The sequence below is a fragment of the Streptomyces sp. NPDC041968 genome, from assembly GCF_055589025.1.
Genome location: NZ_JBVJCB010000005.1, coordinates 17434 through 32384 on the forward strand (window position 1 = coordinate 17434; position 14951 = coordinate 32384).

Genomic DNA, 14951 nt, shown 5'->3' on the forward strand with positions numbered 1-14951 from the left:
TTGCGCGGGAGTCACCGGAACCGCGCGCGGCGGCACCGGCGTCTTGGGGGACGTGCAGCGTCTTGGGTTTCCCGGCGGCAGCGCCGCGCTCCGCATCCGTGTGACAGGAAGTGTCCTCCTCGTCGCACATCTCGCGTTCGTCGCCTGGTACACCCTGCGGCCGCTCGACGTTCCGTGGGTCCTGCCGCCCAATCTCCAGCCTTTCGCCTCGATCCGTGCCGACCTGGCGCTCGGCTGGCCCTCGGCGGTCCGGGCGCTCGGCGGGTCGCTCGCCCTCCTGGCGCCGCTGGGCGTCCTGCTGCCCATGGCGGGCGGCCGGCTGACCGTCTCGCCGCTGGCCTCCCTGCTGCGCACCCTGGCCGCGGCCGCCCTGCTGTCGCTGGGGATCGAGCTGTTGCAGACGGGGGTGCCCGGTCAGGTCGTCGACGTGGACTCGCTGCTGCTGAACACGGCGGGCGCTGCCCTCGCCCACCTCGCCCTGGTCCCCGTGGGCCGCGCCCGGCTCCGTCGCAGGTCCGAGGAGCGGCGATGGGGTGACGTCCCCAGGGACGAGCCGGCTCAGGGTCGGACCCCGACGATTCCCAGGGTCGGTATCGCCCCGTAGAGCGACGCTTTGTTCCGTTCGTCTCCGTAGCGTGGAGGGCAGATGAAGGGGAAGCCGACCGGCAGACCCGCCCCCCGCTCACGAAGGAGCCGCGATGTCCCGCCTCGCCCGCCCCACCCATGGCCGCATGATCGGCGGAGTGTGCGCCGCGCTGGCCAGGCGCTTCGGCACCTCCACGACCACGATGCGGGTGATCTTCCTGGTCTCCTGCCTGCTGCCCGGCCCGCAGTTCCTGCTCTACCTCGCCCTGTGGCTCCTGCTGCCGTCCGAGGAGAAGGCCGCCCGTACCGCCTGGTGACGCCCCCGCGCGGCCCCGCGGGACGGTACGGCCGGCCTGGTGGACGTACCTCCCCTCCGGTACGCCGACGGGGCGCACCCGAAGGCTTCGGGTGCGCCCCGTCGGCGCATGGGGAGGTGCGGGGGCGGCGGGACTCAGCCGCCGAGCGGGAGGCCGTTGACCGGCAGGCCCGAGGTGGGCAGGCCCTTCGTCGGCAGACCGCCGAGCAGGCCGGCCACCGGCTTGGTCGGGCCGTTGGAGAGCTGCTCGTTGAGGACCTGCTCGACGACCGGCTGAGCGGCGGTCAGACCCGTGCCGGAGACGCGGCGGCCCTGCTCCAGCGCGTTGCCCGCGCCGGGCACCACCTGGGAGAGGGTCTCCGCGGGCAGCGTCGCGGCGACGGAGTCCACCGTCTTCGCGGTGTCCGGCAGTGCGGGGGCCGCGGTGGCCGCACCGGCACCGGCGGCGGCGAAGGCGGCACCGAGGGCGGCGACACCGAGGGTCTTGGCAGCAGACTGCTTCATGAAATGCGTCCTCGAAATGGGATGACGGGGATGTGAGCGGTCCTCGACCGTAAACACGCGACACCCCTCGCGGCAAACATCGAAATGCGGACGGATGGTGAAAGCCCGTCCGCGTTTCCGTTTACCGTCGGCTTCCGCTCAGCCCTCGCCTTCCGAATAACCGCTGGTGGAGGCCGTCTGCTGGAACAGCCATTCGGACTTCAGCTCCGCGTATCCGGGCTTGATGACGTCATTGATCATGGCCAGTCGTTCATCGAAAGGAATGAACGCTGATTTCATCGCATTGACGGAGAACCACTGGATGTCGTCGAGCGTGTAACCGAACGCGTCGACAAGGTGCTCGAATTCCCGGCTCATTCCGGTGTGGGACATCAGCCGGTTGTCGGTGTTGACGGTGGCCCGGAAGTGCAGCCGGCGCAGCAGCCCGATCGGGTGCTCGGCGTAGGAGTCGGCGGCGCCGGTCTGGAGGTTGGAGCTGGGGCACAGCTCCAGGGGGATGCGCTTGTCCCGGACGTACGAGGCGAGCCGCCCGAGCTTGACCGTGCCGTCCTCGTGCACCTGGATGTCGTCGATGATGCGCACGCCGTGCCCGAGCCGGTCGGCGCCGCACCACTGCAGGGCCTGCCAGATGGACGGCAGCCCGAAGGCCTCGCCGGCGTGGATGGTGAAGTGGTTGTTCTCCCGCTTCAGGTACTCGAAGGCGTCCAGGTGCCGGGTGGGCGGGTATCCCGCCTCGGCACCCGCGATGTCGAAACCGACGACTCCGAGGTCCCGGTAGCGGTTGGCCAGCTCGGCGATCTCCAGGGCGCGGGCGGCGTGCCGCATGGCGGTGAGCAGGGCGCCGACCCGGATGCGGTGGCCGTTGCCCCGGGCGCGGCGCTCGCCCTCGCGGAAGCCCTCGTTGACCGCCTCGACGACCTCTTCGAGGCTGAGCCCGCCCTCCAGGTGCTGCTCGGGGGCGTAGCGCACCTCGGCGTAGACGACGCCGTCCTCGGCGAGGTCCTCGGCGCACTCGGCGGCGACCCGGACGAGGGCGTCGCGGGTCTGCATGACGCCGACGGTGTGGGAGAAGGTCTCCAGGTACCGCTCCAGCGAACCGGAGTCGGCGGCCTGCCGGAACCAGGCGCCGAGCCGGTCGGCGTCGGTCTCGGGGAGGCCCGAGTAGCCTGTCGCCCGGGCGAGTTCGACGACCGTGCCGGGACGCAGCCCGCCGTCGAGGTGGTCGTGCAGCAGAACCTTCGGCGCCCGGCGGATCTGTTCCGGCGTCGGAGTCTTCGCGGTGGTCTTCGCGGTGCTCTGGCTCGTCATTTCCGCACTCTAACTCCTACGCGCGTAGAAAGGGGGTCGGAGGAGTACGCGCGCACGGGAGACGCGCCGGGGTGTACGGATCCGTCGATATGTAACGGTGACTGCGAAGACGGGTGGCGTACACCCGGTCTTCTGAGAATGTTCTGTCATGGCACAGCAAGCGACGCCGGTCCGTCAGGCCCGGCTGGGGCGAACGCTCGGTCCGGAGGGGACGGCGGTCAGCGGGGTGGTGCTGCTGCTCCCCGCGGGCGACGAGGTGTCCAGCCGCAGGCCGTCCCCGCTGCTGGCGACCGCGTCCGTACGGGCGTTGGGGCGCCGGCTCGCCCGCGCGGGCCGGGACGAGGGCCTGGCCACGCATGTCGTGCACTACCGCTGCCGCGGCTGGAACGGCGCCGAGGCCCACCTGGCCCGCGACGCCGACTGGGCCGCCGGCGAGGCCGTACGGCGCTACGGCGACGTCCCGGTCTGCCTGCTCGGCGTCGGCATGGGCGGGCGGGCGGCCCTGCACGCGGCCGGGCACGAGGCCGTCAACGCGGCGCTCGCGATCGCCCCGTGGCTGCCGGACGAGGACATGGCCGCGCCCCCCGAACCGGTGAAGCAGCTCGTCGGGCGCCAGGTGCTGATCGTGCACGGCACCAACGACGAGCGCAGCGACCCCGAGTTGTCGTTCCGGCTGGCCGCGCGCGCGAAGAAGGCCAACCGCGCGGTGTGCCGCTTCGAGGTGCACTCCGACGGTCACGGACTGCGCCAGTACCGGGACGAAGTGGCCGCGCTGGCCGAGGACTTCGTGATGGGCGTGCTCTTCGGGCAGCCCTTCGCCCGGCCGCTGGAGGACGCCCTGGCCGCTCCCCCGCCGCTGGGGCTGCGGATGCCGCTGGCGGTGGGCTTCGGACGGTCGCTGCGGCGGTAGGCGCGGGTCAGGACGGCAGCAGGTGGCCGCGGCGCGACAGCAGGAACTTCTTGAAGGCCGCCACCGGGGGCGTGTCCGTGCGCCCCGCCAGCCAGGCCACGCCGATCTCGCGGGCCGCGCGCGGTGCCGTGACCGTCAGTTCGACCACGCCGGGGCGGGGGACGGCGGGCGGCGGCAGCAGGGCGACGCCGAGGCCGGCCGCGACCAGGCCGCGCAGCGTCTCCGCCTCCTCCCCCTCGAAGGCCACCCGGGGCCGGAAGCCGGCCTCCTTGCACAGGTCGTCGGTGATGCGGCGCAGGCCGTAGCCGGGCTCCAGGGTCACGAAGGTCTCGTCGGCGGCCTCGGCGAGGCGGATGCGGCGGCGGCCGGCCAGGGGGTGGTCGGCCGGGACGACCAGGCGCAGCTTCTGCTCGTCGAGGCGCCGGGCGACCAGGTCGGGGGCGTCCGGGACGGGGGAGGTCAGGCAGAGGTCGAGTTCGCCGGCGCGCAGCCGCTCCAGCATGGCCTCGCCGTAGTTCTGGACGAGGCTGAAGCGGACGCGGGGGTGGTCGGCGCGGAAGGCGTGCAGCAGGCCGGGGACGGTCTCGGCGCCCATGGTGTGCAGGAAGCCGAAGGCGACCTTGCCGGTGGCCGCGTCGGCGTCCGCGCGGACCTCCTCGGCGGCGCGCTCCACCTCCGCGAGGGCGCGCTCCACGGAGCCGAGGAAGGTGCGCCCGGCGACGGTCAGGGCGAGGGTGCGGCCGCGGCGCACGAACAGGTCGACGCCCAGGTCGGCCTCGAGGCGGACCAGGGCGCGGGAGAGGGTCGACTGGGGGACGTTCATCTCCTGGGCGGCCCGGGTGACGTGCTCGGTGCGGGCCACGCCGGCGAAGTGCGCGAGGCGGGGCGCGAGCAGCGTGACGATGTCTTCCGTGTCACCGTGCGGTGACAGGCGGGGCTGTGAGCTTTGCTGATGCGCCATGGGAACGATTATCCCCGTTCCATGCATTGGACGGATGAGTCGCGGTCTCCGTACGGTCGCCGCATGACTCCCGCCGATACCGGGGCGTCCACGACCGTGGGCGCCGCTGCATCCGTCCCCGCTCCCCACGCCCCCGCCAAGGCCGCCGCCGTCGATCCGGCCGGCGCCCGCGAGGCGCGCATGACCCCGGGCGGTCCCGGTTACCGCCGGATGAGTCTCGCCCTCTTCCTCGCGGGCGTCGCGACCTTCGCGCTCCTGTACTCCACCCAGGCCCTGCTGCCGCTGATCTCCGGCGACATGGGCGTCACGGCGAGCGACGCGAGCTGGACGGTGGCCGCCGCGACGGGTGGCCTCGCACTGTTCGTCCTGCCGATGAGCGCCCTGTCGGAACGTTTCGGCCGGCGTACGGTCATGACGGCGTCCCTGGCGGTCGCGGTGACCGTCGGGCTGCTGGTCCCCTTCGCCCCGTCGCTGACCGCGCTGGTCGCGCTGCGCGCGGTGCAGGGCGCGGCGCTGGCCGGGCTGCCGGCCTCGGCGACGGCGTACCTCGCGGAGGAGGTCACGCCGAGGGCGCTGGTCACCGCGATCGGCCTGTTCGTCGCGGGCAACAGCGTGGGCGGGATGAGCGGCCGGGTCATCACCGGCTGGGTCGCCCAGGAGTGGGGCTGGCGGGTCGCCGTCGGAGTGATCGGCGCCGTGGCGGTGGCCTGCGCGGTGGCCTTCCGGATGCTGCTGCCGGCGCCGAAGCACTTCACGCCGGGCTCGCTGCGCCCGCGGGTCCTGGTCCGCACGGTCCGCGACCACCTCACCGACCCGCTGCTGCGCCGCCTGTACGCGATCGGCGCGCTGTTCATGACGGTGTTCGGCGGCGTCTACACGGTGATCGGCTACCGCCTGACGGAGGCGCCGTTCTCGCTCCCGCAGGGCGTCGTCGGCTCGATCTTCCTGGTCTACCTGGTCGGCACGGTCTCGGCGTCGACGGCGGGCCGCCTGGTGGGCCGCCTCGGCCGCCGAGGGGCGCTGTACCTGGGCGGGGGAACGACGGCGGCGGGTCTGCTGCTGTCCCTCGCTCCGTCCCTTCCCCTGGTGCTCCTCGGGCTGGTGCTGATCACGGCGGGCTTCTTCGCCGGGCACGCGGTGGCGTCCTCGGCGGTGAGCAGGACGGCCACCCACGGCCGCGCCCAGGCCTCGGCGCTGTACCAGTCCGCCTACTACATCGGCTCCAGCGCGGGCAGCACGGTGGGCGCGCTCGCCTTCCACTCCGGCGGCTGGGCCGGGACGGTCGGGGTCGGCCTGCTGGCGGTGGCGGGCGTGGTGGCGCTCACGGTCGCCGGTTCGCTGGCCGCCCGGCGCACGGCCGAGGCCGCGCCGGTGCCCGCCTGAGCGGGCTCGGGACCGATCAGAACCGACTCGCTGACCTGCGCTTTCCTTGACTGCACAGGCCATTGTCAGTCCCCTGCGGTAGCTTCCGAAGTGCGAGGCGCGAAGACGCGCACGACGTGACGGCCCAGGGGTGGGTGGACCATGAGCAACGGCACCATGACGACGGAGCTGGATGCCGCGCTGGAGAAGCACCGGACCGAGCTGACGGGGTACTGCTACCGGATGCTCGGCTCCTCCTTCGAGGCGGAGGACGCGGTCCAGGACACCCTGGTCCGCGCCTGGCGGAGCTACGACAAGTTCGAGGGCCGCTCCAGCCTCCGTTCCTGGCTCTACCGGATCGCGCACAACGTCTGCCTGGACATGCTGACCGCGGGCAACAAACGGGCCCGTCCGATGGACCTCACGGACTCCACCCCCCTCGCGCAGGCCGCTCTGTCGCCCCGCCCGGACCACACCTGGCTGGAGCCGATGCCGGACGCCCGCGTGCTGCCCTCGACCGCCGACCCTGCCGAGGCCGCCGTCGCGAAGGAGTCGGTGCGGCTGGCCTTCATGGCCGCGCTCCAGCAGCTGCCGCCCAAGCAGCGGGCGGTGCTGATCCTGCGTGAGGTGCTGGCGTGGAAGGCCGCCGAGGTCGCCGAGCTGCTGGGCACCTCGGTGGCGTCCGTCAACAGCGCCCTTCAGCGCGCCCGCGCGACCCTCGCCGAGCGGGAGGAGCGGGCCGACGCCGCCGCGGTGTCCGACCCGCTGGACGAGGAGCAGCAGAAGCTCCTGGACCGCTATGTCGCGGCCTTCGAGGGCTATGACATGACGGCGCTGACGGCGCTGCTGCACGAGGACGCGGTGATGACGATGCCGCCGTTCGACCTGTGGCTGGCCGGTCCGGCGGACATCACCGGCTTCATGGCGACCCTCGGCGCCGCGTGCGCGCACTCCCGGCTGCTGCCGGTCAACGCCAACGGGCTGCCCGGCTTCGCGCAGTACAAGCCGGACCCGGAGGCGGGCGGCTACGCGCCGTGGGCGGTCCAGGTGCTGGAGATCTCAGACGGGCGCATCACCGGGTTCCACTGCTTCCTCGACACCAAGCGGTGGTTCCCGCTCTTCGACCTGCCGCTCCGTCTCGAAGCGGAGCCCGACGAGGTCCAGGAGGGCGTGTAGGGCGGGGTCGGGGTCGCGCAGCCGTATCCGGCCCCCGGCCCGCCGGGCGGTGAGCTGCAGGCGGGCCAGCAGGTCGACGACGGCGAGCCCCGGCGGTCCGAGCCCGCCGACGTCGCACACGACCACTCCGGCCCGGGTGGCTTCCAGCTGCGCGCGCACCTCGTCGCAGAGCCTGGGCGTCTCCCCTCGGGAGACGGGCCCCGGCAGCACGAGTACGGCGGGTGTCACGGCGTCCACGTGCGGTAGACCCGGCACGGTCCGTGAACTCATCGGTGCCCGCCATCAGAGATCACATTGACGTGCGCACACCCTCCCCCCGAGGGTTTGCTGTATGCCCCACGCATCCCCTCCCGCCGCCGTGCCGCAGGACGTCATCGTGACCGTCGAGGAGGCGTGGCCGTGCAGGGGGTGCTGACCGGGTTCGCGGTCATCGCGGTGGTCATCGCCGTCGGGTACGTGCTCGGTCTGCGCGGCCACCTCGGTCCGCAGGGGCGCGAGGTCCTGACGAAGCTCGCGTTCCACGTGGCCTCACCGGCCCTGCTGTTCACCACCCTCGCGACGGCCGACCTGTCGGTGGTCTTCTCCAGCCGGCTGCTGGTCACGGCGTTGTCGACGGTGGCGGTGGCCGGGGTCTTCGTCGCGGTGGGTGCCGCCCGGGGCTGGGGCGTGGGCCGGACCACGATCGGGGCGCTGTGCTCCGGTTATGTGAACGCCGGCAACCTCGGCATCCCGATCGCCGTGTACGTGCTGGGGGACGCCTCGCTGGTGGCGCCGGTGCTGCTGTTCCAGCTGGTGCTGGTGACGCCGGTGGCGGTGACGATCCTGGACCTGGCGGGAGGAGGCGGTGAGGGCCCGCTGTGGCGCCGGCTGCTGACGCCGGTGCGCAATCCGATAGCGCTGGGCTCGCTCGCCGGGGTCGCGGTCGCCGCGAGCGGACTGCGGGTGCCGGAGGCGGTGATGGACCCGCTGACCCTGATCGGCAACATGTCCGTCCCGGCGGTCCTGCTGGCCTTCGGCATCGGGCTGTGCGGGTCCACGATGCCGTTGCGGGGCGTGGAACGGCGGCCGGTGCTGCTGGCGGTGGTGCTCAAGACGGTCGGTCAGCCCGCGGTGGCCTGGGCGCTGGCGTCCGGGGTGTTCGGGCTGCGGGGCGCGCATCTGCTGGACGTGGTGGTGACGTCGGCGCTGCCGGCTGCCCAGAACCTCTACACGTACGCGTCCACCTACCGGGTGGGCGAGCGGCTGGCGCGGGACGCGGTCCTGGTGTCGACGGTGGTGTCCGTGCCGGTGCTGGTGGGGGTGGCGGCGGTGCTGGGGTGAGTCAGGTCTCGGGGAACTCGCCGGTGTCGAGGGTCAGGTCGAAGGGAGCGGGGAGCCGGAGAGGGTCGCCGAATGGCGGCGTCCAGCACCCGGTAGACGTCACCCTTCGGTTCGCCGTAGAGCGTCGCGGTGGGTCCACCGGGGGCCCAGCGGTCGACGAGGAGGTAGAGCGGGATGCCGGCGGTGGCGTAGGCGGCGGGCTTGCTCACGCGGTCGTGGCGGGCGTTGGACTTGGAGGTGACCTCGACGACGAGCTGGGCGAGGGCGGCGGGGATGTGGGTGTCGGACTCGGTGTGGTCGGGGAGCTGGGTCACGCCCAGGTCGGGGATCAGCATTCCCAGGCGGGACGGCACCGAGAGCGCGAGTGTCTGATAGACGCCCCATCGGTCGGGGATCACCGCATACAGACGGCGCTGGATGCGATCGGTGATGTCGTTGTGAGGCAGTCCCGGAGCAGGTGACACGGTGATGATCCCCTCGAGGATCTCCACCTTGCTGCCCTCGGGCCACTCCATCTCCTCCCAGAACCGGACGAGGTCGTCCCAGCTCTGGTCGGGCTCCTGGCTCACGGTGAGTGCGCTCATGGCGGTGCTCCTATCGGTGCGTCACCGATCCCAGCATGCCGACGGGACCGGTGGAGGTCCACCGGTCCCGTTCACCCGAATGAGGAAAGCGCAGGTCAGGCGATACGTTCCCGCACCACCGGCGAGGCGGTGAAGGCCGTGCCCGCGGGGGCCACGTCGTAGGAGCCCTCGACCGCGGCCAGGGCGTACGCGAAGCGGTCCGGGGTGTCGGTGTGCAGGGTCAGCAGGGGCTGGCCCTCGGTGACCGTGTCGCCGGGCTTCGCGTGCAGCTCGACGCCCGCACCGGCCTGCACCGGGTCCTCCTTGCGGGCGCGGCCGGCGCCCAGGCGCCAGGCGGCGACGCCGATGTCGTAGGCGTCGAGGCGGGTCAGGACGCCGGAGGCGCCCGCCTTCACCACGTGCTGCTCCTTCGCCGTGGGCAGGGCCGCGTCGGGGTCGCCGCCCTGCGCGCTGATCATGCGGCGCCAGACGTCCATCGCGGAGCCGTCGGCGAGGGCCTTCGCCGGGTCGGCGTCCTTCAGGCCGGCGGCGTCGAGCATCTCCCGGGCCAGGGCGAGGGTCAGTTCGACCACGTCGGCCGGGCCGCCGCCCGCCAGGACCTCGACCGACTCGCGGACCTCCAGGGCGTTGCCCGCGGTGAGACCGAGGGGGGTGGTCATGTCGGTGAGCAGGGCGACGGTCTTCACGCCGTGGTCGGTGCCGAGGCCGACCATCGTGGAGGCCAGCTCGCGGGCGTCCTCGATGGTCTTCATGAAGGCGCCGCTGCCCACCTTCACGTCCAGGACCAGCGAGCCGGTGCCCTCGGCGATCTTCTTGGACATGATGGAGGAGGCGATGAGCGGGATCGCCTCGACGGTGCCGGTGACATCCCGGAGGGCGTACAGCTTCTTGTCGGCGGGCGCGAGGCCGTCGCCCGCCGCGCAGATCACCGCGCCGGTGGTGTCCAGGACGTCCAGCATCTCCTCGTTGGAGAGCAGGGCGCGCCAGCCCGGGATCGACTCCAGCTTGTCCAGGGTGCCGCCGGTGTGGCCGAGGCCCCGGCCGGAAAGTTGCGGGACGGCCGCGCCGCAGGCGGCGACCAGCGGGGCGAGCGGCAGGGTGATCTTGTCGCCGACACCGCCGGTGGAGTGCTTGTCGGCGGTCGGGCGGGACAGGGACGAGAAGTCCATGCGCTCGCCGGAGGCGATCATCGCGGCGGTCCAGCGGGCGATCTCGCCGCGGTTCATGCCGTTGAGCAGGATGGCCATCGCGAGCGACGACATCTGCTCGTCGGCCACCTCGCCGCGCGTGTACGCGTCGATGACCCAGTCGATCTGCTCGTGGCTGAGTTCGCCGCGGTCCCGCTTGGTGCGGATGACGGAGATGACGTCCATGGCCATGGCTGGCGTTCCTTACGGGATTGCGGGATTGCGGGATTGCGGGGGTTACTTGCCGAGGTGGTCGGCGCCGAAGGCCTGCGGGAGCATCTCCGAGAGGGGGAGTACACCCGCCGGGGTCTCCAGCAGCATGTCCGGCCCGCCGAACTCGTACAGCAGCTGTCGGCAGCGGCCGCACGGTACGAGGATCTCGCCGTGGCCGTCGACGCAGGCGAAGTGCGTCAGCCGGCCGCCGCCGGTCAGCTGGAGCTGGGAGACCAGTCCGCACTCGGCGCACAGGCCGATGCCGTAGCTGGCGTTCTCCACGTTGCAGCCGGAGACCGTGCGGCCGTCGTCGACCAGGGCGGCTGCGCCGACGGCGTACCCGGAGTAGGGGGCGTAGGCCTGGGCCATCGCCTCCCGGGCCGCCGTGCGCAGCGCGCCCCAGTCGACGTCGGTCACTTGCCCTGCCCCTTCCGGTACGGCATGCCGTTCGCCCGGGGCATCCGCAGCCGCTGGGCGGAGAGCGCGAGGACGACGAGGGTGACGACGTACGGCGTGGCGGAGACGACCTGGTTGGGGACGTCGTCGGTGCCCGCGTACCAGGCGAAGACCAGCGCGCCGACGACCAGTGTGATCGCGGCCTTGACGTACTTCTTGCGGATCACCAGCCAGATCGCGCCGGCGATGAGCAGCAGCGCGCCGAGCAGCAGCAGGGCGTGCACGTTGGCGGAGCCGCCGCGCAGGTTGAGGCTGTCGGTGTAGCCGAAGAGGCCGGCGCCGATGGCGAGGCCGCCGGGCATCCAGTTGCCGAAGATCATCGCCGCGAGGCCGATGTAGCCGCGGCCGCTGGTCTGGCCCTCCAGGTAGAAGGGGTTGGCCACGATGGAGAGGAAGACGCCGCCGAGACCGGCCAGGCCGCCGGAGATGATCACGGCCAGGTACTTGTACTTGTAGACGTTGACGCCGAGCGACTCGGCGGCGACCGGGTTCTCGCCGCAGGAGCGCAGCCGCAGGCCGAACGGCGTGCGCCACAGGATGTACCAGGTGGCGGGGATCAGCGCGACGGCGATCAGGGTCAGCCAGGAGACGTTGGTGACCAGGCCGCCGAGCAGGCCGGCGAGGTCCGAGATGAGGAACCAGCCCTTGTCGTTGAGGTCGACCAGCCCGTCGGAGAGGCCCGGCACGGTGAAGTGCCCGAGGGAGTCCACCGGCGGGGACTGCTTGGCGGAGCCGCCCTGGTGGCCCTCGAAGGCGAGCGGGGCGAGGTAGCGGGTGGCGCCGAGAGCCAGGATGTTGATGGCCACGCCGGAGACGATGTGGTTGACGTTGAAGGTGATCGTCACGATGGCGTGCAGCAGGCCGCCGATCGCGCCGCCGACGATGCCCACCAGGACGCCCGTCCACGGGCCCCACTGGAAGCCGGCCCAGGCGCCGAACCAGGTGCCGAGGATCATCATGCCCTCGAGGCCGATGTTGACGACGCCCGCGCGCTCGGCCCACAGACCGCCCAGACCGGCGAGGCCGATCGGCACGGCGAGCTGGAGCGCGGTGGACATCTGGCTGACGTTGGTGATGCCGTCGGCGCCGGTGATCAGGCGCACCAGGGAGGTCAGGGCCAGGGCTCCGGCGATGACCAGCATCAGGACGGACAGGGACAGGCGGCGGCCGGTCGGCGCCGCGGGCTGCAGCGTGGGCTGGTTGAGGTCGGTCGCGGTGGTCATCGGCCGGCCACCTCCTTCTTGTTGTCGGTGGCGCCGAGGACGTGGCCGGCGGCCAGCTCCGCGCCGACGCGGCGCTGCTGGCGGCGCAGGCCCCACTCGCGGACGGCCTCGTAGGAGACGACGACGGACAGGACGATCAGGCCCTGCATGATGACCGCGATCTCCTTGTCGTAGCCGTGGAAGTCCAGCTCGGGGCTGGCCTTGTCGAGCCAGGCCCACAGCAGGGCGGCGAAGGCGATGCCGACGGGGCTGTTGCGGCCGAGCAGGGCGATGCCGATGCCGAGGAAGCCGATGCCGGTGGGGAAGTTGAGGCTGTAGGTGTGGGTGTCGCCGAGCAGGATCGGCAGGCCCGCGAGACCGGCGAGGCCGCCGGAGAGGAGCATCGCGGTGAGCACCATGCGCTTGGGGTCGACGCCACTGGCCGCGGCGGCGGACTCGGAGGCGCCGGAGGCGCGCAGGTCGAAGCCGAAGCGGGTGCGGTTGAGGACGACCCAGTAGCCGATGCCGAGCAGCACGGCCAGGATCACCAGGCCGTAGACCTCGCCGGCCGCGCCCATGCCGATGCCGGGGATCCAGCCGGACTCGTGCATCTCGCCGGTGGTGTTGTTGTTGCCGATCTTGACGCCGAAGACGTCCGGCAGCCAGAGGTAACCGATGACGGAGGTCGCGATGGCGTTGAGCATGATCGTCGCGACGACCTCGCTGACGCCCCGGGTCACCTTGAGGACACCGGCGATGCCGGACCAGAAGGCACCCGTGAGGACGGCGGTCAGCAGGAGCAGCGGGATCTGGAGGGCGGCCGGCAGGTTCGCGTGGGCGCCGACGATCGCGGCCATCATGGCGGCGAGCTGGTACTGGCCGTCGACGCCGATGTTGAACAGGTTCATCCGGAAGCCGATGGCGACCGCCAGGGCCGCGATGTAGTACATCGACGCCTGGTTGATGATCAGGACCTGGATGTCGGAGAAACCGGCCTGCTCGAACATCAGGGCGAACGGCTCGACCGGGTTCTTGCCCGAGGCGATCAGCACGATCGCGCTCAGCACGAAGGCCACGGCGAGCGCGATGACCGGTCCGGCCACCGCGAGGAGCACGCGCTCCTTGTCGAACTTCTTCATCAGCGGGCCTCGTCTTCCGGAGCCTCGGGAGACTTGCGGATCTCGGGGGTCTCTTCGTGTTCCAGGTGGCCGGTCGCGGCGCCCGTCATGGCCGAGCCCAGCTCCTCGGGGGTGATGGTGGCCGGGTCGGCGTCCGCGACCAGCCGGCCGTCGTAGATCACCCGGAGGGTGTCGGAGAGGCCGATCAGCTCGTCCAGGTCGGCGGAGATCAGCAGGACGGCGAGGCCCTCGCGGCGCGCCTCGCGGATGTGGTCCCAGATGGCGGCCTGCGCGCCGACGTCCACACCGCGGGTGGGGTGGGCGGCGATGAGGAAGCGCGGCTTGTGGCTCATCTCGCGGCCGACGATCAGCTTCTGCTGGTTGCCGCCGGAGAGCGAGGCGGCCGTGACGTCGATGCCCGGGGTGCGGACGTCGTACGTCTCGACGATGCGGCGGGTGTCCTCCTGGGAGCCCTTCGGGTCCAGCCAGACGCCCTTGCTGTTGGGCTTCTCGGTGACGTGGCCGAGGATGCGGTTCTCCCAGAGCGGGGACTCCAGGAGCAGGCCGTGGCGGTGACGGTCCTCGGGGATGTAGCCGACGCCCTGCTCGCGGCGCTTGCGGGTGGGCAGCGCCGTGATGTCCTCGTCGAGGAAGCGGATGGTGCCGGAGTCGGCGTGGCGCAGGCCGATGAGGGCGTCGACCAGCTCGGTCTGGCCGTTGCCCTCGACGCCGGCGATGCCCAGCACCTCGCCGGCGTGGATGGTGAAGGAGATGTCGTCCAGCAGGGCCTTGCCGCCGGGGGCCGCGAGGCGCAGCGTGTCGACGGTGAGGACCGCGCGGTCGGTGACCGTGGTCTCGGCCGTCTCCGGCGTGGGCAGCTCGCTGCCGACCATCAGCTCGGCGAGCTGGCGCGGGGTGGTCTCGGCGGGCACGGCCGTGCCGACCGTGGTGCCGCGCCGGATGACGGTGATGTCGTCGGCGACCGAGAGGACCTCGCCCAGCTTGTGGGAGATGAAGATGACGGAGAGGCCCTCCGCCTTCAGTTCGCGCAGGTTGTCGAAGAGGGCGTCGACCTCCTGGGGCACGAGCACGGCGGTCGGCTCGTCCAGGATCAGCGTGCGGGCGCCGCGGTAGAGGACCTTGAGGATCTCCACGCGCTGGCGGGCGGCGACGCCCAGCTCCTCGACCAGGCGGTCGGGCTCCACGCCGAGGCCGTAGCGCTCGGAGATCTCCTTGATCGTGCGGCGGGCCTTGGCGCCGATGCCGTACAGCTTCTCGCTGCCGAGGACCACGTTCTCCAGGACCGTGAGGTTGTCGGCGAGCATGAAGTGCTGGTGGACCATGCCGATGCCGCGGGCGATGGCGTCGGCCGGCGAGGAGAAGGTGACCTGCTCGCCGTCGATCGCGATGGTGCCCTCGTCCGGCTTCTGCATGCCGTAGAGGATCTTCATCAGGGTCGACTTGCCGGCGCCGTTCTCCCCGACGAGGGCGTGGACGGTGCCCTTGCGGACGGTCAGGTGGATGTCGTGGTTGGCCACGACACCGGGGAATCGCTTGGTGATCCCGGCGAGCTCGACGGCGGTCACCGATTCGTTGACCGCCGCTCCGGCCGGAGGGCTGCTGGACGCGTTGATGGCGCACTCTCCTGGGGAAGGGGGCCGTCTACGCGCGTAGCGCCCCTACGGCATCTAAAAGCGGCGGCGGCACATCGCACGACGGGGTACGAGGAGGAGGCCCGGAGGCGTCCTC

General features: G+C 72.0%; 15 protein-coding genes and 1 pseudogene. 6 read left to right on the forward strand and 10 right to left on the reverse strand.

The window, feature by feature from the left end:
* Positions 1-52 precede the first annotated feature (52 nt).
* Positions 53-604 (forward strand): VanZ family protein, encoded by a 552-nt coding sequence (locus tag ACZ6EG_RS13680; protein WP_469604367.1) that lies wholly within the window; start codon positions 53-55, stop codon positions 602-604.
* Positions 605-698: 94 nt separating this feature from the next.
* Entirely contained in the window at positions 699-902 is a 204-nt protein-coding gene (locus tag ACZ6EG_RS13685) for a PspC domain-containing protein (RefSeq protein ID WP_053136142.1), read from the forward strand.
* Positions 903-1036: 134 nt separating this feature from the next.
* On the opposite strand, the gene ACZ6EG_RS13690 is transcribed toward ACZ6EG_RS13685, so the two are convergent.
* Positions 1037-1405: an ATP-binding protein gene (locus tag ACZ6EG_RS13690; protein ID WP_391969819.1), complete on the reverse strand. Its 369-nt coding sequence runs from the start codon at positions 1403-1405 to the stop codon at positions 1037-1039.
* A 138-nt stretch (positions 1406-1543) separates the two neighbouring features.
* Positions 1544-2713 carry an adenosine deaminase gene (locus tag ACZ6EG_RS13695; RefSeq protein WP_469604371.1) on the reverse strand — a complete coding sequence of 390 codons (1170 nt, stop codon included), beginning with the start codon at positions 2711-2713 and terminating at the stop codon, positions 1544-1546.
* A 148-nt stretch (positions 2714-2861) separates the two neighbouring features.
* Between ACZ6EG_RS13695 and ACZ6EG_RS13700 the strand changes: the two genes are divergently transcribed.
* A complete protein-coding gene (locus ACZ6EG_RS13700) occupies positions 2862-3623 on the forward strand; it encodes an alpha/beta fold hydrolase (protein WP_391969821.1) in 762 nt (253 codons plus the stop codon).
* Positions 3624-3630: 7 nt separating this feature from the next.
* On the opposite strand, the gene ACZ6EG_RS13705 is transcribed toward ACZ6EG_RS13700, so the two are convergent.
* Complete coding sequence (locus ACZ6EG_RS13705; RefSeq protein WP_469604374.1) at positions 3631-4584, reverse strand: LysR family transcriptional regulator; 954 nt, start codon at positions 4582-4584, stop codon at positions 3631-3633.
* Between the two features lie 63 nt (positions 4585-4647).
* Between ACZ6EG_RS13705 and ACZ6EG_RS13710 the strand changes: the two genes are divergently transcribed.
* Entirely contained in the window at positions 4648-5967 is a 1320-nt protein-coding gene (locus tag ACZ6EG_RS13710) for an MFS transporter (protein ID WP_469604377.1), read from the forward strand.
* Between the two features lie 141 nt (positions 5968-6108).
* The gene (locus tag ACZ6EG_RS13715) at positions 6109-7122 is read left to right on the forward strand and encodes a sigma-70 family RNA polymerase sigma factor (protein ID WP_469604380.1); all 1014 of its coding nucleotides are present in this window, start codon (positions 6109-6111) and stop codon (positions 7120-7122) included.
* Here the strand turns inward: ACZ6EG_RS13715 and ACZ6EG_RS13720 are convergent.
* Positions 7006-7392 (reverse strand): STAS domain-containing protein, encoded by a 387-nt coding sequence (locus ACZ6EG_RS13720; protein WP_391969825.1) that lies wholly within the window; start codon positions 7390-7392, stop codon positions 7006-7008. The genes ACZ6EG_RS13715 and ACZ6EG_RS13720 overlap by 117 nt on opposite strands.
* Before the next feature lie 129 nt (positions 7393-7521).
* On the opposite strand from ACZ6EG_RS13720, the gene ACZ6EG_RS13725 reads away from it, so the two are divergent.
* The gene (locus tag ACZ6EG_RS13725; RefSeq protein WP_391970120.1) at positions 7522-8442 is read left to right on the forward strand and encodes an AEC family transporter; all 921 of its coding nucleotides are present in this window, start codon (positions 7522-7524) and stop codon (positions 8440-8442) included.
* A gap of 1 nt (position 8443) precedes the next feature.
* On the opposite strand, the pseudogene ACZ6EG_RS13730 reads toward ACZ6EG_RS13725, so the two are convergent.
* From ACZ6EG_RS13730 to ACZ6EG_RS13755, 6 genes and pseudogenes are all read right to left on the reverse strand, one after another.
* Positions 8444-9026, reverse strand: a pseudogene (locus tag ACZ6EG_RS13730) (Uma2 family endonuclease).
* A gap of 95 nt (positions 9027-9121) precedes the next feature.
* Positions 9122-10399, reverse strand: coding sequence for a thymidine phosphorylase (locus ACZ6EG_RS13735; RefSeq protein WP_391970121.1), 1278 nt, complete (start codon positions 10397-10399; stop codon positions 9122-9124).
* 51 nt (positions 10400-10450) lie between these two features.
* Positions 10451-10843, reverse strand: coding sequence for a cytidine deaminase (locus ACZ6EG_RS13740; RefSeq protein WP_469604383.1), 393 nt, complete (start codon positions 10841-10843; stop codon positions 10451-10453).
* Positions 10840-12105 (reverse strand): ABC transporter permease, encoded by a 1266-nt coding sequence (locus tag ACZ6EG_RS13745; RefSeq protein WP_391969827.1) that lies wholly within the window; start codon positions 12103-12105, stop codon positions 10840-10842. The genes ACZ6EG_RS13740 and ACZ6EG_RS13745 overlap by 4 nt, the downstream gene beginning before the upstream one ends.
* A complete protein-coding gene (locus ACZ6EG_RS13750) occupies positions 12102-13223 on the reverse strand; it encodes an ABC transporter permease (protein WP_391969828.1) in 1122 nt (373 codons plus the stop codon). The genes ACZ6EG_RS13745 and ACZ6EG_RS13750 overlap by 4 nt, the downstream gene beginning before the upstream one ends.
* The gene (locus tag ACZ6EG_RS13755) at positions 13223-14788 is read right to left on the reverse strand and encodes an ABC transporter ATP-binding protein (RefSeq protein ID WP_391970122.1); all 1566 of its coding nucleotides are present in this window, start codon (positions 14786-14788) and stop codon (positions 13223-13225) included. Before ACZ6EG_RS13755 ends, ACZ6EG_RS13750 begins: the two co-directional genes overlap by 1 nt.
* Positions 14789-14951 lie beyond the last annotated feature (163 nt).